Source organism: Lysinibacillus xylanilyticus, from assembly GCF_001183605.1.
GTDB lineage: Bacteria > Bacillota > Bacilli > Bacillales_A > Planococcaceae > Lysinibacillus > Lysinibacillus xylanilyticus.
In genome coordinates this window covers 195348-213991 of the sequence record NZ_LFXJ01000008.1, presented here as the reverse complement: position 1 = coordinate 213991, position 18644 = coordinate 195348, and the positions used below count along the sequence as shown (strand labels likewise).

Genomic DNA, 18644 nt, shown 5'->3' with positions numbered 1-18644 from the left:
ATACACCTTATGAATACTCATTCATTCTTTCTTTTTTTATGGACAAGTCTGAGCCCATATTTCTATATTCCAAAAATAATTTTTAAATGATAGCTTTTCTGATAGATGAAGGAATATTAATAGGTTTTAGTAGTATTTTATGTTGGTTTGATGTGAGGGGGGATGCGACTTAAATTTTTTTCGAGGGTATTGAGGTTTTTTATTCTACTGGAGTGAAAACATTTAACCTGAGCAGTTTTAAGGCTACCCGAGCAGTTTCCCTCTCTACCTGATGAAGTTTTGGGGCTACCCCGAGCAGTTTTCGAAACTTCAGGAGCTAATTTCTTCTGCATCTTTGCCTATCCTTCAAATAATAAACGGTTTGATTATTGTGTCCCTCCTTTTCATTGGAATATTCTTGAACTATTCTTTTCGCAAGATGTCGATTTGATAATTCTAAAAAATAACGTGCAGTTTGTGTATTAATTTTCTCATTAATTAATACACAGTAATCTTGCAATGCTTGATTAGCCGCGGTTTTATCATATATTTTACATTTCGGGCAAAACCAACTTTGTTTTTGTCGGATTAATTTGAATTGATAACAATGTCTGCAAAATATACCTTTTTTAATAGCTTTGGGATCAATATTATAATGGATACATAGTGGGGGAGTCTGAAAAACACGATGATGCTTAAGTAAAAGGTTGGCTATTTTTGATGTTGGAATCTTACTTTTTGACTTACTATTATTTATATGTTGTCTAAGAAAATACGTCAATTCACGTCTCATTAAAACTGGATACTTTCCTTCTTCATAGTAAACTTCGGCATTATTAAAGGGGAAAACTATGATACCGAATATTTCCGCTTGCAAATTTAGCTGTTTGAAAAATTCACTTAAGCCAAAAATATATTCATCGAGTTGAATTTCTGGGTGATTGAAAATATGTTTATCGCCATTCTCTAAAACACGGACCATTTGCCTTGGGCTACGCTTTAATTCTATATTACCTCGTATATTTTTACTTTCAATTATAACAACAGCATACGGAGTAATAACTACGACATCAAGTTGAATAGGAACAGGTTCAAATAAAGTGATATTATGTAAAATATAGATTTCAAGGCCCCGAGATAGCTTTTGTAATTCTCTTATAATGCTTTGCTCTCCAAAATCACCTGCTTCTAACTGCTGTAAATCTTGAGAAATTTTTATATGGAGCGGATGACTCGAATCCAATCGATGAACCAATGCACGTAATCCAGCTATCATTGCTGCTTGCTCAAATGGTTTTAATAACATGGAATACTCCCTCCTTTTTGTCTTGAATATAGCAAGTATTTCTACCTTTGCAAATAGCTTTTTTTAAAATAAAAATTTAAGCGATTAAATGTAAGCGATATTTTATATTTAAGAAAATTTGTGGATACTTAGATTTTTACTGCCTGGGCGTTACACTTCTGAGTGATCCCACACTTTACTACCTAGGTATAACCTATGCAGTTTTTGAAGGTACCTGAGCGGTTTTCGGAGATACCCGAGCGGTTTTACTCTCTACCTGATCAGTTCTCGACGATACCCGAGCGGTTTTACTCCCTACCTGATCAGTTTTCGACGATACCCGAGCGGTTTTACTCGCTACCCGATCAGTTTTCGGAGATACCCGAGCGGTTTTACTCCCTACCTGATCAGTTTTCGACGATACCCGAGCGGTTTTACTCCCTACCTGATCAGTTTTCGAGGCTACCCGAGCAGTTTCCCTCTCTACCTGATCAGTTTTCGACGATACCCGAGCGATTTTACTCGCTACCTGATCAGTTTTACCGCCAGTTTCCTGAGCAGTTCTTCTCCTTACCCATTACTATAAAAAAAACGCATCCTCATAAAAGGATGCGTTTTTTGCTTAAACGGTCATCATATAATAGACACCGACTGCCAAAAATGCGATGCAAACAATGATTAGTATTTTCGCTAATTTTTCCATGTCATTACACTCCTATGCAATACTTGCCCCAATAACAAACGATAGACCGAGTGAAATGGTAAAGGAAATGAAACCGACTGAGCGATTATCATTTGCGATTTCTTGATCGACATTAAAACGTGGGGTCATAAATTCAAATAAGAAATACGCCACAATAAGTAATGTAAAACCAAAGAGGCCCCAGCCAATCATTTCACTTAGAGTGCTATGGCGTGCAATGGAAAAGCGAAAAATATTACAGATCCCCAGTATTTTCCCACCTGTTGCGAGTGCCACAGCGACATTACCCTTTTTAATTTCTTCCCAATTTTTGTATTTCGTAACGACTTCGAACAATGCCATCGAGACGACTAAACATAACACAACAACACTAAAATATCCTGCCGTTTCGATAATTGGATATCGCCAAAAGCTAGAATTTAGCATTTTCTCCGTCCCCTTTACTGCTTATTTCAATTCCACAACTGTGACGCCTAAGCCACCCTCGCCGGCTTCACCAAAACGGAACGATTTTACACGCTTATGCTTTTTCAAATAGCTTTGAATTCCCTGACGCAATGCACCTGTACCGACACCATGAATAATTGATACACGCCCATAGTTAGCTAGCAAGGCATCATCAATATATTTTTCCGTACGTATGATGGCATCTTCATATCGTTCACCGCGTAAATCTAATTCTAATTTTACATGGCTAGTGCGATTTTTTACACCAGCAATACGTTGCACCGGTTCTTTTTCAGGTTTAATGTACTCTAGATCACTATCCGAGATTTTCATTTTCAAAATACCCATTTGGACAACCCATTCGGAATTCGATACTTTTTCGAGCAATGTACCTCGTTGTCCATAGCTTAACACCTTTACCTCGTCTCCGACAACTAAGTTTTGTGTACGGGCTTTAACTTGTGCCGCTTTTTTCAGCACTTTATTGTTTTCAAGCGGTGTAGCTTCTTCTAGTCGTTTACGAGCTTCGATGAGCTCATGCTCCTTGACAACTTGGTCTGCATTTTTGCGCATTTCCCGAAGCTCCGCAATAATTGATTCTGCTTCACTTTTTGCTTCATCAACAATTTTACGTGCCTTTTCTTTCGCTTTTTTATCGAGTGCTTCTTTACGTTCCTCGTAAGCTTGTATTTTTCCTTGTAGCTCTTTACGAAGTTCTTCAGACTCCAATAGTAATTCATGAGAGCGTTCAGCATCATCTTCTGATTGGCGACGAGTCTCTTCTAGTGATGCAATCATTGACTCTACCTCATGGCGATCTGTACCTGTAAAGCTTTTCGCACGGTCAATAATTGATTCTGGTAAGCCAAGGCGACTTGAAATTTCAAATGCATTGGAGCGGCCTGGTACACCGATAAGTAGACGATATGTTGGACTTAATGTCTCAATATCAAACTCTACACTTGCATTGGCCACTCCTGGGCGATTATAGCCGTATGCTTTTAGCTCAGGATAGTGCGTCGTTGCCATAACACGGGCGCCACGACCATGTACTTCATCTAAAATGGAGATGGCCAGAGCTGCCCCTTCTTGAGGATCTGTCCCAGCACCTAGTTCATCAAATAGAACGAGTGACTCGTTATCAAACTTTTGTAAAATATCTACTATGTTGACCATATGAGAGGAGAACGTCGACAGTGATTGCTCAATTGACTGTTCATCTCCAATATCCGCAAAAAGTTGCTTGAAAACAGCAAGCTCTGAACCATCAAGTGCAGGCACTGGTAACCCCGCCTGTGCCATTAAAGTACACAGTCCAACTGTTTTTAAAGTGACAGTTTTACCACCAGTGTTTGGTCCTGTAATGACAATTGCAGTAATGTCTTTCCCAAATTCAATATCGTTAGGAACCGCTGTTTCAATTGGTAAAAGTGGATGACGTGCACGCACAAGTCGAATATAGCCGTCATTATTCATTTTAGGCATTGTACATTTGTTCGCTTGACCGTATTTGCCTTTAGCTAAAATGATGTCAATCTCACCTAATACCTTTACTAAGTTAAATAAATCCGGAGCTACTTCTTCTACCATTGCACTTAAGGCAAGTAAAATACGTTCAATTTCAGCTTGCTCTTTCATTTTTAATCGATGAATTTCATTATTCGCTTGTACAATCGAATCTGGCTCGATAAATAATGTTTGGCCAGAAGATGATTGGTCATGCACGATTCCACCATAATGATGACGATACTCTTGCTTAACTGGAATAACAAAGCGGTCATTACGAATCGTTACAAGTGTATCTGAGAGCATTTTTGAAGCATTGCTCCCGCGTATAAGGCTTTCCAGCTTAGAACGTACTTTAGCTTCCTCTGCACGCGAAGATTGGCGAATTGAACGCAAAGTTTGGCTTGCAGAGTCTAGTACAGAGCCATTGTCATCAATACAGTTATTAATTTCATGCTGCAAGCCTGTCAATACAGGCATTGCCTCCTTTTTGGCGATGAAATGAGGAATTTCAATTACATCTTCTGATTCTATATCTTCAATGAAATTGCGAAGAATTCTACTAGCTCGAATCGTACTTGAAACTTCCATTAATTCCATCGCTGCAAGCATGCCGCCGATTTGTGCACGCCTTGCAGCTGGTCGCACATCAAAAATTCCACCCATCGGCACATTGCCTTTAACACGTAAAATGGATAGTCCTTCATCCATTTCTTCTAATAATTGCACAACTTTTTCATAGTCTGTCTGTGGTACAAGCTCATCAACCGCTGATTTACCGATAGAAGAAGTACAGTATGTAGCCACTTGCTGACGTACTTTATCATATTCTAGTGTTTTCAATGCGCGTTCTGCGATCACTGAGAACACCTCCTCAACCTATTTATTTCGTCGAATAAACGCTTCAAATTGTTCTCGCGTCCATGTATTCACAATCATATCTCTTTTCAACCATGCTCTATTTGCGTAGCGCACCCCAATATCCATAAAGCGTAAATGAGCGATATCATGGGCATCGGTATTGATTGCTACGGGCACACCAGCTGCCAAAGCCATTTCTAAATGCTCAACACATAAATCAAGACGATATGGATTCGCATTTAACTCTAAAATTTTACCATATTCCTTTGCCCACGTAATTAATTGCCCCATATCAGGATTATAGCCATTACGATCTTCAATAATGCGACCAGTTGGATGTGCAATCATATGAACGTATGGATTTTGCATAGCCGTATGTAAACGTGCCATAATTTTGTCCTGCGATTGTGTAAAGCTAGAGTGAATAGAAGCAATGACAAAATCTAATTCTTTTAGTACATCATCTTCGAAATCAAGGGAACCATCCGGCAAAATATCCATTTCTGTCCCTGCGTATAAATGGTAATCTGGATGTGCTTCATTAAATGCCTCAATTTCAGCACGTTGCTTTGTTAAGCGCTCTGGCGTTAGACCATTCGCTACTTTTAAAAATTGTGAATGGTCAGTAATAACGCTATACTGATAGCCACGTGCAATCAATGCCTCGCCCATTTCAGCTACAGAGTACGCACCATCAGACCATGTCGTATGCATATGCAAATCTGCTTTAATATCTTCTAATTTCACTAGACTATTTATGTCATCCGTTTTGTCAAATTCCGTAGTTCCTGTACGCAAGCTAGGCGGGATAAATGGTAAATCAAAATGCGCAAAAAATTCCTCTTCATCCTTAAACGTTAATACGGTGCCATTAGCCTGCTCTACACCATATTCACTGATCTTTTCACCACGGGCCTTAGCAATTTGACGCATGCGGACATTGTGATCTTTCGAGCCTGTGAAATGATGCAAGGCCGTAGCATATTCAGCATCTCTTACTAATCGGAAATCTACACTTACAGGCTCATCTAGATCTAAAATAACTGAAATCTTTGTATCACCAGCTGCTACGACTTCTTGTACAGAAAGCTCATTTAGTAACTTTTCACGTACAGTTTCAACTACTTCAGTAACAACGATAAAATCAATATCTTTACTTGTTTCAGCTGCACGACGGAAGCTTCCAGCAACAGAAAAACGTTCCACTTCTTCCATACTACCTAGAAGAGCTTCAATTTGTAAAACAACTGGCTCTAACTGCCAAATCGGCAAACGTTCTGAACGATTTGCTAAATTTGCAAGTTCCTTCAAAATCTTTTCTTCAGTTTTTGCCGCAAAGCCAGCCAGCTCACGAACTTTACCTTCCTCACAAGCAGCCTTTAAACTTTCCGCAGAATCAACCCCTAACTCTTGATGTAGCTTAGCTATTTTTTTACCACCTAAGCCTGGAAGTTTTAATAACGGGAGCAATCCTTTTGGTACAATTTCTTCTAATTCTTTTAATAAGCTTGATTCACCACTTGTCATTAAATCCTCAATAACAGCAGCTGTACCTTTCCCTATACCTTTTAGCTTTGTTACATCCTCCATCTCACTTAATGAGCGCTCGTCCCCCTCAAGTGCTGCAGCAGCTTTTCGAAAGGCAGACACTTTGAATGGATTTTCCCCTTGTAATTCCATATACAATGCAATTTTTTCAAATGTGCGAATAATTGTCTTTTTGTTCATCGGGAATTCCTCCTATCGTAAAAACACTTCCCTCAAAACCGAGAGAAGTGCACAGTTTGCTATTGCATATAAATATACCACCAGTTTTGGAACATACTTGTAATAATCGGGGTATGCTCCAAAATGAGACCACTTAACAACGACTTCGACATTAAACTTTGAATAGAATCAACTGGCAATAGAGCAAGAATGTACAGCACAATAAACATAATTAAATAGTTTTCAATCATGCCAAACAATGCTCCAAGCCAACGATTCACTGTACCTAATACAGGTAAATACGCTATAAAATCAAAGATCGATGCCACAATTTGCAATGTAATTTTCACCGCAAAGAAAATGACTGCAAAGGCAATGACACGGTAAAAAGTGCGGTCTAAATCCAGGCTATCAATAACTACTCCAAGACTACCTGAATCCGTTACACCTGGATACGGAACCCAAAACACAAATTTTTGTGCTAATGGTTTATAATAGATATACGCAACAATTAGGGCAACTATAAAGCTAACGATATGCATCATCTGTACAATGAAACCACGTTTTGCTCCAACTATGAGCCCGGCTAATAGCACCGCTAATATGATTAAATCTAACATTCACTTCAACCCTTTAATTTTTTCAATTCTTCTTCTAATTGCTCCATTTGTTCTTTTAACTGTAAATAATCGTGAACGGTATTTACTGCTGTAAGAACGGCAAGCTTTGTGCTATCAAGAGAGGGATTATGTACAATCATTTCGCGCATACGGTCATCAACAATCGAAGCGACAAGTCGCATATGTCCAATGGATTCAGAGCCGACCATTTTATATGTATGACCGTAGATTTCCACAGAAATTTTATTCTTTTCTTGATTTTCCATAGTCGCACCCCCCTTTTAAATTTTTGTGCTCATGAAATTTTTTATTTATGAGCAGCATACACAAAAAAGCTATTTATTATCATACCATGAAAGGTATAAAATTGTGAACAACGAGGACAGAAAGGAACGAGTAAATGTCAAATATTGTACTTTCCATATCAACAAACAAACAAAAAGAGGTGATGTCTTACTATGCAAAGAACTTTGTAGAACGTAAAGCTCCTGGTGTAATCTTTGCCGCAAAGCTTTCAGATACAGCAATCACAATGTACAAATCTGGTAAATTAATGTTCCAAGGAGGAGGAGCTGAGCGAGAAGCTGCACGCTGGGGAAACATAGAAGTTACAAATACCCAAAAATCATCGTCGATTGGAGCAAAGGGTGACGTTCTGCCAGAAGGTTTTGCTGCGATGTCAGTGCTAGGCTCAGATGAAACGGGTACTGGTGATTATTTCGGTCCAATAACAGTTGCAGCGGTATACGTCCCTTCATCAAAAATTGCGCTTATAAACGAACTTGGTGTCAAGGATTCGAAAATGCTAACGGATGATTACATGCGTAAAATAGCGCCAGATTTACGTGCAGCTTGCGTCCATAGTGTGCTTGTACTACGTAATGAAAAATATAACGAATTACAATCCCGAGGCTACTCTCAAGGAAAGATGAAAGCTATGATGCACAATAGGGCACTTAAAAACACACTGTCAAAAATGGCACCCGAAAAACCAGAGCATATATTAATAGATCAGTTTGCGGAACGTGGCGTGTATTACAATTACTTAAAAAATGAACGAGAAATTATTCGAGAGGATGTACTATTTTCTACTAAGGCCGAGCAACTACACGTTTCAGTAGCAACTGCATCGATATTAGCTCGTGCTGCATTTTTAAAAGAAATGGACCGACTAAGTGAGATTGCTGGGATAGAGTTGTTGAAGGGAGCTTCAGCAAAAGTAGATGCATTAGCAGCACGTATTTGGCGAAAACAAGGTGATGAATTTTTACGTGCCATTACGAAATGGCATTTTGCGAATACTGAGAAAGCTAAAAAGATGAAATAAAATTGGTCTTATAGACACAAAAAAATTTCGCTATACTCCAGCAGATTACAAGTTACGCAACTTGCTCTCTACTGGAGTTAGCGAAATCCTTTATATCAAAAACTTATTATTATCATTTTAGAAAAGTTTCGTTTCAACTTAATATTTGAATTGTTGAATCGTTTGTTGAAGATTTTCAGACATTTTAGCAAGGGCTTCAGCCGATGCAGCGATTTCTTCCATAGAAGCAAGCTGTTCCTCTGTTGCAGCGGATATATTTTGTGCACTTGCTGTATTTTCATTTGTTTGCTCAAGCACACTTTCAATTCCGATAGCCACTTGATTGGCGTGTTCAGAAATAACCTTAGATGTCTCCGAAATTTGTCCTATTTCATAGGTTACACTTTGTACATTCGTACGAATCTCTTCAAATGACTTTCCTGCCGTATTTGTTATATCAATTCCCTTTACGACCTCAGCTGAACCAGCAGCCATTGATTCAACCGCTAATTTTGTATCGGCTTGGATAAAATCAATGATATCTTTTATTTGCATTGTTGACTGTGCAGATTGCTCAGCAAGTTTTCGCACCTCATCAGCAACAACTGCAAAACCTTTTCCATGCTCTCCAGCACGAGCAGCTTCAATTGCAGCATTTAAAGCTAAAAGATTTGTTTGATCAGCAATTTGCGTAATTGCCTCTACAATACGCCCGATTTCATTTGAACGATCACTTAATGTTTGTACCGTGTTCTCAAGTGCCTGAACGGTATTTTGAATCATTTTCATTTGTCCAATAGCTGTTTGAATAGTTTCATCCCCTATCATAACAGCATTCATCGCTTTATTTGACATCGCATTAACGGTATCGGCCTTAGCTGAAATTTGCTGAATAGATGAAGACATTTCAAATACAGCGTTAGTGCTATCATTAATTGTTACTGCTTGCACATCAACCGTTTCTGCAAACATTTGAACAGAATCCACTATTTGTGTAGTTGCTCGTTTATTTTCCGACGTGCTCGCTGTCAATTCCTCCGATGATGCAGCTAACTGATTTGATTCCTCACCAATGTTACCAACTACACCACGTAAAGATAGAATCATTTTATTGAATATATCCGCCAATTTACCTATCTCATCGTGTCTTTTAATTTCAATTAAATTACGTAAATCACCGTCTCCTACCTGCTCAGCTACTGTTGACAACTTATTTAATGGCTGAATGATTGTTCTTATAATGAAAACACCAATGATTCCAAATACGATTAGAGCAATGACAATAACCGTCATAGTGTTTATTAATATTGGTTTTGTGACAGCTGCTACGTCTGCTAAATCCATTGTACCAATAATTTTCCATCCCGTTAGTTTATTGGTAGTAAAAAACACTTGATACTCTCTTCCATCTTCTTTAATGGTAAAACTACCTTCTTCTTTTCCTTGCATCTTTTCTATATATGACTTTTTGAGCTCCGATCCCACCTCTAACTGTGGATCAGCAATAATTAGATTATTGGCATTTACTAATGTAGCGTAGCCATTATCACCAATTTCCACCGTTTTCACTAGCTCGGAAATTCCATCTAAATTTAGACCAATAGAAATAGCCCCTGAACGGTCCTGTAATCCAGCTGATACCGCTAATATTAATTCACCTGTAATCGTTGATTTATAAGGATCAATCATAACGCCTTTGCCTGGTGATTCAATAGCCTTTAAGTACCATGGTCGCGTAAATGGATCATAATCAGCTGAGGATTCAGCGTGTGGTTCACGTAAAAATTTGTGCCCCTCAATTGCTAAATTGACAACAGAGACATTGCTATGTAAAGCATTATATTTTTCTAACTCCTTTAAAGCGTCTGCATCTTGCACATTCTTATTAAAAGAAGCAGCTAAATATTCCACATCACTTTGAATAGGTGATATCTCTTTTGAAATTAGTGTATTTAATAAATCGACATTTTCGCGCGAGCTATTACTTAATTCCTTGTAATATTGATCAGAAGCCTTCAAATACGAAAACGTACCAATAGCAATGCTTGGGATTAAAAGTGTTAAAGTAAACGCCCATATTAATCGGGCTCGCACGGAAAGGCCTCTTCTTTTTCGATGATTTTTCATAATAACTATCACCCCTTAGTAAAATTTTCTATCCAAATTCTACTATACACATAAAAAGATCGAAAATTTATTTTTTGTTATTTCTAAATATTGACGAAAGACCAAAATATAAGATTTAGCCTTAAGTCTTCTCTCCAGCGCTTTATTTCTCTCACACTTCCTACAAAAACTACTTGTAAATGTTAACAAAAAAAGCTGCCTCATTATGAGACAGCTCACAAAAAATATTAAATTTAGCGTACTTCTGTGCCTTCAATTGTTGCAATAGCTTTTAACACTTTGTTATGTGCTGCAACAACCTCTTCATCTGTTAAAGTACGTTCTGGATCGAAGTATGTTAGTGAGAATGCCACTGATTTTTTACCAGCCTCCATTTTTTCACCTTCATATACGTCGAACACACGAACGTCTTTCAATAATTTCACACCTGCTGAGCGAATCACAGCAGTAACCTCTCCAGCTGTTGTTGTACGGTCCATGATAAGTGCAATATCACGAGACATTGCTGGGAAACGAGGCACTGGTGTATAACCAAGAGGTGCTTCTTTTGCAGTAGCATTTAATAATGTTACTAGATTCATTTCCATTACATATGTGTCTTTTACACCCCATGCTTTTTGCTCTGCTGGATGTAATCCACCGATAATGCCCACTTGTTCACCGTCTAAAAGAATGCTAGCAGTACGTCCAGGGTGTAATCCATCTACTTCCGTTTTCAAAAATGAAATACGGTCCTCTAAACCAAGCTTACCGATAACACCTTCTACAATGCCTTTTAAGACGAAGAAATCTACCTCTTTTTTCTCACCCTGCCAAGCATGGTCAAGCCATTTTCCTGTTACTACTGCCGCCACATGATCTTCCTCATATGGTAGCCCCTCTTCTGATTGACCAAGGAATACTGAACCGATTTCATACAATGCCACATTGTCAGCTTTACGTGCAACATTGTATGCAGCAGCTTCAATTAGATGTGGGATTAGACTTTGACGTAGTGTTGAACGGTCCTCACTCATCGGCATTAGTAAACGTGTTACTGGCTCAGCTTTCAATGCAAAGCGTTGTGACAATGCATCTGAAGTTAATGAGTAAGTGACAGCTTGGTAAAGGCCTGCCCCTTCCATGTAAGTACGAACTACACGACGATTTGCTTGATATGGCGTTAGACGACCTACTTGGTTTGCGCCCTCTGGTAAGGTCATCGGAATTTCATCATAGCCGTATAAACGTGCAATTTCCTCTACAATATCTTCTTCAATTTTAATATCTTGACGACGTGTTGGTGCATCAACAATTAGTAAACCATTAGCTGCTTCTACGCCGAATTTAAGACGCTCTAAAATAGACAGCATCTCTTCTAATGAAATTTTCATACCTAAACGTTCATTAATAAAATCTGGAGAAACAACAACACGTGCTGGTGATTTATCTAGTTCATCAACGATGCATGTTCCCTCTAACACTTCACCGCCAGCTAATTCAGCTAGTAGTGCTGCAGCACGTTCTGCAGCAGGTAACACACGGTTAGGGTCTACACCCTTTTCAAAACGAGCAGAAGCATCTGATCGAAGTCCAAGATGACGCGATGTTTGACGTACTGTTAAACCGTCGAAGTATGCAGATTCGATTACAACAGTTGTTGTAGAATCACTTACTTCAGAGTTTGCACCACCCATTACACCTGCGATAGCTACTGGCTCCTTGCCATTTGTAATGACTAAATCTGTAGCTTTTAATGTACGCTCTTGATCATCTAAAGTTGTAATTTTTTCGCCTTCTGTTGCTTTACGCACTACGATTTCACCTGTTGCTAGGCTATCGTAGTCAAATGCATGAAGCGGTTGACCGTATTCCATTAAAATGTAGTTCGTAACATCGACAACATTGTTATGTGGGCGTACGCCTGCTGCCATTAAGCGATTTTGTAGCCACATCGGTGATTCCGCGATTTTTACGTTTTTCACAACTTTTGCAACATACATTGGGTTTGCTTGTAAATCTTCCACTCGAAGCTTTAACATGTCTTCTGCTTTTTCAGAAGATGTGCTGTAGGCGATTTCTGGATACTTCACTTCTTCAGTTAGAATTGCACCAACTTCGTATGCTACTCCTAGCATTGACAACGCGTCTGAGCGGTTTGGTGTTAAACCAAGCTCTAATACTGTGTCACGTAGACCTAAAATAGCAAGGGCATCCGAGCCAACCTCAGCATCCTCAGGAAGTACATAAATACCTTCAGAATATGCTTTAGGTACAAGCTTCCCTTCGATTCCTAACTCTTGTAATGAACAAATCATACCGTTTGATTCATGTCCACGAAGTTTTGCTTTTTTTATTTTAATACCGCCTGGTAAATGTGCACCTGGACGAGCAACAATAACTTTTTGACCAGCATCAACGTTTGGAGCACCACAAATAATTTGTTGTGGCTCAGCTTCACCGACATCAACTTGGCAAATATTTAATTTATCCGCTTCAGGATGTTTCTCTTTTGATACTACATAGCCGACAACAACTTTATCCATTGCGTTAGCACGGTCAATTACTGCATCCACTTCAATTCCAGAGCGCGTAATTTTTTCTGCTAACTCCTCAGGCGTTAAATCCTGTGTACTTACATAATCTTTTAACCATTCTAATGATACTAACATTTTTTATCCCCCTTACGCCTCTGTTCGCTCGAATTGTGATAAGAAACGTGTGTCACTCGTATAGAAATGACGAATATCGTCGACACCATATTTCAACATTGCGATACGTTCAGCACCAATACCGAATGCAAAGCCTGACACTTTCTTCGGATCATAGCCAGCCATTTCAAGTACATTTGGATGCACCATACCAGCTCCTAAAATTTCAATCCAGCCTGTACCTTTACATACGTTACAGCCTGAACCACCACATTTGAAGCAAGAAATATCCATTTCAACAGATGGCTCTGTGAATGGGAAGAAACTTGGTCGAAGTCGAATTTCGCGGTCTCCACCGAACATTTTTTTCGCTAATGTATCAAGCGTACCTTTAAGGTCACTCATGCGAATATTTTCACCAATCACTAACCCTTCAATTTGCATGAATTGGTGTGAGTGTGTAGCATCATCATTGTCACGTCGGAATACTTTCCCTGGACAAATAATACGAATTGATTCACCTTTCTTCTCTTCCATCGTGCGAGCTTGCACAGGAGAAGTATGCGTACGTAATAATATTTCCTCGGAAATATAGAACGAATCTTGCATATCACGAGCAGGGTGTCCCTTCGGTAAATTCAGTGCCTCAAAGTTATAATAATCCTTTTCCACTTCCGGACCTTCTGCAACTTCATAGCCCATACCGATAAATAAATCTTCAATTTCTTCAATAACACGTGTTAACGGATGACGATTGCCAACTTTAATTTCACGGCCAGGTAAAGTGACATCAATCGACTCACTTGCTAATTTTTCAGCAATTGCTGCTTTCTCTAGCAAAGTTACCTTTTCCTCTAATACAGCAGTTACATTTTCACGAACCGTATTGACTAAGGCACCCATTTTCGGGCGTTCCTCAGCTGATAATTTCCCCATACCTTTTAGTAAATCAGTGATAGGTCCTTTTTTTCCTAGATATGCTACTCGCACATCATTTAATTCCTTTAAATTTGCTGCCGCTTCAATTTTAGCAAGTGCTTCTTGCTCTAATTGTTTTAATTGCTCTTCCATGTATAAACCCTCCTTGATTAAATCATTTTCGCCTTGGCATAATTGCCGCTGCCGCTTCGCTTTCGCGCAGAAAACATTTGTAGCTGTCGCTTTGCTTTCGCTACAGATAAACAATCCGTGACATCCTTTGATGGCATAAAAAAACTCGCCCCTAAAAAAGGGACGAGGACATATTCGCGGTACCACCCTAGTTATTGCATAGAAAACTCCTAGCAATCACTTCATTGACATAACGACTAGATTAAAGCCGGCGTACCTTTACAGCATTTAGCTGGTCCCGGTAGCTGCTCGCGGGGTGAATTCAAAACTGCATTGGTACGGCACTGGCTCTCAATCTTCGTCCTGTGCTCCCTGTCGTCCATTCACAATCTTTACTACTTCCCGGTCAAAGCATTTTAGTTTACATTTTAACAGTGATTATACAATACTATACCATTTCAAATCAAGAGCCATGTGCCTATTACCATCGATATTGATGGCTTTATCGGCAATTTTATGCTCATCATCATAACGTGTGGTTGATTTCCGTTCCGACTGGGCGCTTTGTAGCTGTCGCTTTGCTTTCGCTACATGAAAACATTTGTTGCTGTCGCTTCGCTTTCGCACAGAGCAGAGCTTCCTGGGGGCGTCCGATGAGCCGCTTGGGCCAACAGGATGTTGGTCACGAAGGCGTTATCACAAGACGTGATGCTTTTAGCCTTCGTTCTCCTATGTGCTCGCTCCAGGGTCTCGGGTCAACAGATGTTTTTTTGCGCGAAAGCGTAGTGTTAACGTAGCGGCAGCAGCACCGATGTTGGTCACGAAGGCGTTATCACAGGACGTGATGGTTTTAGCCTTCGTTCCTCTATTCGCTAATCCCCAAGGAGTCGCCCATTCTCCACTCCAATCAACTACTATACAAGGCATATATAAATGTCATCCGCAACTTTTGGCGATAATCCCAATTTCGGAAATTCCACCATATACTTACAACAAGGTTGTGATTGCTTTGATTAATTACTTTACAAATCCATATAATACTATTCCTGTTGCCACTGCTACATTTAGAGACTCTGCTTGCCCCAATATCGGAATAATAATATTTTGATCTGTCATCGAAAGTAATTGTGGATGAATGCCACTTCCTTCATTCCCCATCATTATCGCAAAAGCACCAGTATGCTCAATATCACTATAAACAACTGCATCCTCATCTAAAGCTGTTCCAAATACTGGTACATCATTATCCTGTAGCTGCTCAATCCATTCCTCTAAATCGCCACGAAGGACAGGAATATGGAAATGCGAGCCTTGCGCAGAGCGAAGCGTTTTAGGATTATATAAATCCGCACAGCCCTTGCCGAGTATGACTGCATCCAAACCTGCTGCATCAGCAGTACGAATCATCGTTCCAATATTCCCTGGATCTTGGACAGCATCAATTAGTAGCACCTTGCGCCACGAAGCCATTACATCTTCGTCTAACAAAGGTTGCTTACAAACTGCAAATACACCTTGAGAAGTCTCCGTTTCAGCAAACTCCTTGGCAACAGCCGCTGTTACTTCAACGATGGCTACACTATCAATCGGCCAAAGCATCGGTAATTCTACACCTTCACGCACAATTAGTTGCAGCACTTGCTCGTTATTTTTTAATGCTTCCTCTACCAAATGGAATCCCTCTACTAAGAATTCTCCAGATCTTTCACGCTCTTTACGTGTTGTCGCAAGCTTCTTCCAATATTTCACTAACGCATTTTGCGTAGATTCAATTCTTTTCATCGTACCTCGTACCGCCTTTTTCCTATTTACTGTTCATTATTATACAGTAGAAAACGACAAATTACATAGTTATACGAAAACCATTATAAAGTTATGTCCATCACCGAGATACACGTTATAATTTTCAATATTTTGACTCATCACCAAAAGTTGTGGATGACATTTGTTTAAACATATACAATGTATTAGTTGATTGGAGTGGAGGCTGGGCGACTCCTTGGGGATCGCGAAAGGGGAACGAAGGCTAAAACCATCACGTCCTGTGATAACGCCTTCGTGACCAACATAGTGCTGCTGACGCTGCGTTAGCACTACGCTTTCGCGCAAAAAACATCTGTTGGCCCGAGACCCTGCAGCGAAGCGAAGCGGCTCATCGGACGCCCCCAGGAAGCTCTGCTCTGTGCGAAAGCGAAGCGACAGCAACAAATGTTTTCATGTAGCGAAAGCAAAGCGACAGCTACAAAGCGCCCAGTCGGAACGGAAATCAACCACACGTTATGGTGACGAGCCAATATTTTAGGAAAACGGAACAATTGCTCATTTTTTTGTGATAGGTAATAAATGACCTTACCTTCTTACTGATTCCAAGAATACATAAATAAACTTAAGGATGATAAATATGAAAAAAAATGTACATGTAGTAGGTGCCATAATTGAAAATGATAAGCATGAAATTTTTTGTGCATTAAGAAACCCTAATATGGTACTAGCAAATTATTGGGAATTCCCTGGTGGTAAAATTGAAGAGGGCGAATCGTCGGAGCAAGCTTTATCTCGTGAAATATTAGAGGAATTTAATTGCTCTATAAAAGTTGGGGACAAGGTTGAGGACACCATTTATGAATACGAAAAATTTATAGTACGCTTAGAAACATTTAAAGCTTCGATTATAAAGGGAGAGCCGATCATGCTAGAACACGCTGAAATTAGATGGGTTCCTCGAAAAGAACTACTAAATCTTAATTTTGCTCCCGCTGATATTCCAGCAATCAATAAAATACTTGCCGAAAAATTGTAGGGATAGAGTTAAACTTTAATCAGTGGGGGTTCATCATTCCCCACTGATTATTAGTCTTCACCAATTGGTCCTTTAAGGGCAGTTAATGTGGGAGAAAAGAGCAACATGTTTGTTACCCCTCTGCATACTCCTTTTTCTTTTATAGACTCTCATCTAACGCCATTTTCTATATGGCGGGATACTTTGAGGAAAATGAAATACATTAAAAGGATCATATTTCCCCTTTACTTCTCTAAGCATTCGAAGATTACGACCATAATAGGCAGTTGGCCAATCTTTTATATAACGATCAGGGAAATTCACATAATCACCAACAGTGAACGGTGACAAAGCCCGTCTTAAATTCTCAACCCACTGAATATTTTTTTCTTCTTCTTTAGCCTTTTTCCATGAGGTAATATACTCCTGAACAATTAAAGCATTTCTATAATAATAAGCTGTTCGGCTTGACGCAATTTGACTTATCGCTCCTCTAAGAGATTGCTGCCAAATGGTCGTTTCTCTATTTGGAGCGTTAGATAAAAATTCTTTCATTTGTACAATGGCAGTATGAGGGAATGGCCTTTCAATAAAGGATCCTGACCTTTTACGTAGAGCTGGTTTGTTGCCGCTCGGTAAGTCAAAAAATTCTACAGCTTTAATATACGGTACTTCCTTTATCCATATATTCGTTGGTGAACCTGTTTTCCTTAATGGTCGGAGTAGTTTCTTTAACTCAGATGCTGTACCTATAAACTCACCTTGAGCAACAATTTCACCCACTTCCTTAGATTTAAGCTCAATTTGTGAGGTCAAGCGTTCATCAGTATAAGGTGCCCATTTTTGCCATGCGTCAAAGGCGCGTTCAAAATCTTCCCATCCCCATGTAATGGAGAAGATCGATACGTTAGAAATAGGATGCAGTTTAAATGTAAGAGCTGTAACGATGCCAAAATTACCTCCGCCCCCGCCACAACTTGCCCAAAATAAATCACTATTTTTCTGCTTGTCAGCTTGGATTACTTCAGCCCCTTCATGACCGCTTGCAACAACCATTTCAAGTTCAAGTAAATTGTCACATGTTAGCCCAAATGGACGCGATAGCATGCCAATTCCCCCACCAAGCGTCAAACCAACAACCCCTACACTACCTTCAGTTCCTGCTGGGATTGTAAAACCATTTTCCCATAAGGCCCGATACACTTTTCCTAAATTAGCGCCTGCTTCAATTCTCGCTGTCATATCTTGCCGGTTAATGATTATTTCATTCATATCACTAACATCTATAACAAGACCTTCGTTCAATAATGAATAATTTTCATAGTTATGTCTTCCACTTCTGATTCGAAATGATTCATTATTTTCTCTCGCCCATCTTAATGCGTTGATAACATCTTTCGTATGTCGACAAAATACAATGATACTCGGAAATTTGGGATCATTTAAGTTATTATTTGTTCTTGCTTGCTCATAGTCCAGATCTTCAGGAGTAACAATTCTTCCTGTGAGCTTTACTTTCTTCAAAATACAACTCCTCTCTCAAATGATGCCATGCATATGTTTTATCCTATGCACATCACTTAGAAAGAATATGAAAATTGAAATTTTTATCGTTTAAAAATGAAAGATAAATGCTCATTCTCT

15 protein-coding genes are annotated in these 18644 nt (G+C 39.3%); 3 read left to right on the top strand and 12 right to left on the bottom strand.

What is annotated here, in order from left to right:
- Window positions 1-316 precede the first annotated feature (316 nt).
- The 6 genes from ACZ11_RS16150 to zapA form a co-directional block, all read right to left on the bottom strand.
- Complete coding sequence (locus ACZ11_RS16150; RefSeq protein ID WP_049667558.1) at window positions 317-1285, bottom strand: nuclease-related domain-containing protein; 969 nt, start codon at window positions 1283-1285, stop codon at window positions 317-319.
- A gap of 694 nt (window positions 1286-1979) precedes the next feature.
- Window positions 1980-2393, bottom strand: a complete 414-nt coding sequence (locus tag ACZ11_RS16145; protein WP_049667557.1) for a DUF350 domain-containing protein — start codon at window positions 2391-2393, stop codon at window positions 1980-1982.
- Between the two features lie 21 nt (window positions 2394-2414).
- Complete coding sequence (locus tag ACZ11_RS16140; RefSeq protein WP_049667556.1) at window positions 2415-4781, bottom strand: endonuclease MutS2; 2367 nt, start codon at window positions 4779-4781, stop codon at window positions 2415-2417.
- An 18-nt stretch (window positions 4782-4799) separates the two neighbouring features.
- Entirely contained in the window at window positions 4800-6509 is a 1710-nt protein-coding gene (gene polX / locus ACZ11_RS16135; protein ID WP_049667555.1) for a DNA polymerase/3'-5' exonuclease PolX, read from the bottom strand.
- Window positions 6510-6568: 59 nt separating this feature from the next.
- On the bottom strand, window positions 6569-7108 hold the full coding sequence (locus ACZ11_RS16130; RefSeq protein ID WP_049667554.1) for a CvpA family protein: 540 nt from the start codon (window positions 7106-7108) through the stop codon (window positions 6569-6571).
- Window positions 7109-7113: 5 nt separating this feature from the next.
- Entirely contained in the window at window positions 7114-7374 is a 261-nt protein-coding gene (gene zapA, locus ACZ11_RS16125) for a cell division protein ZapA (RefSeq protein ID WP_049667553.1), read from the bottom strand.
- Window positions 7375-7508: 134 nt separating this feature from the next.
- Here zapA and rnhC point away from each other — a divergent pair, with 134 nt between their 5' ends.
- Window positions 7509-8435 carry a ribonuclease HIII gene (gene rnhC, locus ACZ11_RS16120; RefSeq protein WP_049667552.1) on the top strand — a complete coding sequence of 309 codons (927 nt, stop codon included), beginning with the start codon at window positions 7509-7511 and terminating at the stop codon, window positions 8433-8435.
- A 138-nt stretch (window positions 8436-8573) separates the two neighbouring features.
- Here the strand turns inward: rnhC and ACZ11_RS16115 are convergent, their stop codons facing one another.
- The 4 genes from ACZ11_RS16115 to ACZ11_RS16100 all read right to left on the bottom strand — a co-directional run bounded on the left by ACZ11_RS16115 (window position 8574) and on the right by ACZ11_RS16100 (window position 14848).
- Complete coding sequence (locus ACZ11_RS16115; RefSeq protein WP_082172824.1) at window positions 8574-10541, bottom strand: methyl-accepting chemotaxis protein; 1968 nt, start codon at window positions 10539-10541, stop codon at window positions 8574-8576.
- Between the two features lie 233 nt (window positions 10542-10774).
- Entirely contained in the window at window positions 10775-13192 is a 2418-nt protein-coding gene (gene pheT / locus ACZ11_RS16110; protein WP_049667550.1) for a phenylalanine--tRNA ligase subunit beta, read from the bottom strand.
- Window positions 13193-13204: 12 nt separating this feature from the next.
- Window positions 13205-14242 (bottom strand): phenylalanine--tRNA ligase subunit alpha, encoded by a 1038-nt coding sequence (gene pheS, locus ACZ11_RS16105; RefSeq protein ID WP_049667549.1) that lies wholly within the window; start codon window positions 14240-14242, stop codon window positions 13205-13207.
- Window positions 14243-14659: 417 nt separating this feature from the next.
- On the bottom strand, window positions 14660-14848 hold the full coding sequence (locus ACZ11_RS16100; RefSeq protein WP_049667548.1) for a hypothetical protein: 189 nt from the start codon (window positions 14846-14848) through the stop codon (window positions 14660-14662).
- Between the two features lie 26 nt (window positions 14849-14874).
- On the opposite strand from ACZ11_RS16100, the gene ACZ11_RS26375 reads away from it, so the two are divergent.
- Entirely contained in the window at window positions 14875-15018 is a 144-nt protein-coding gene (locus ACZ11_RS26375) for a hypothetical protein (protein WP_161804472.1), read from the top strand.
- A 220-nt stretch (window positions 15019-15238) separates the two neighbouring features.
- Here ACZ11_RS26375 and ACZ11_RS16090 read toward each other — a convergent pair whose 3' ends face one another.
- Window positions 15239-16003 (bottom strand): TrmH family RNA methyltransferase, encoded by a 765-nt coding sequence (locus ACZ11_RS16090; RefSeq protein WP_049667546.1) that lies wholly within the window; start codon window positions 16001-16003, stop codon window positions 15239-15241.
- Between the two features lie 619 nt (window positions 16004-16622).
- Between ACZ11_RS16090 and ACZ11_RS16085 the strand changes: the two genes are divergently transcribed.
- Window positions 16623-17021, top strand: coding sequence for a (deoxy)nucleoside triphosphate pyrophosphohydrolase (locus ACZ11_RS16085; protein ID WP_049667545.1), 399 nt, complete (start codon window positions 16623-16625; stop codon window positions 17019-17021).
- A 153-nt stretch (window positions 17022-17174) separates the two neighbouring features.
- On the opposite strand, the gene ACZ11_RS16080 is transcribed toward ACZ11_RS16085, so the two are convergent.
- Window positions 17175-18524 (bottom strand): FAD-binding oxidoreductase, encoded by a 1350-nt coding sequence (locus tag ACZ11_RS16080; RefSeq protein ID WP_049667544.1) that lies wholly within the window; start codon window positions 18522-18524, stop codon window positions 17175-17177.
- Between the last annotated feature and the right edge of the window lie 120 nt (window positions 18525-18644).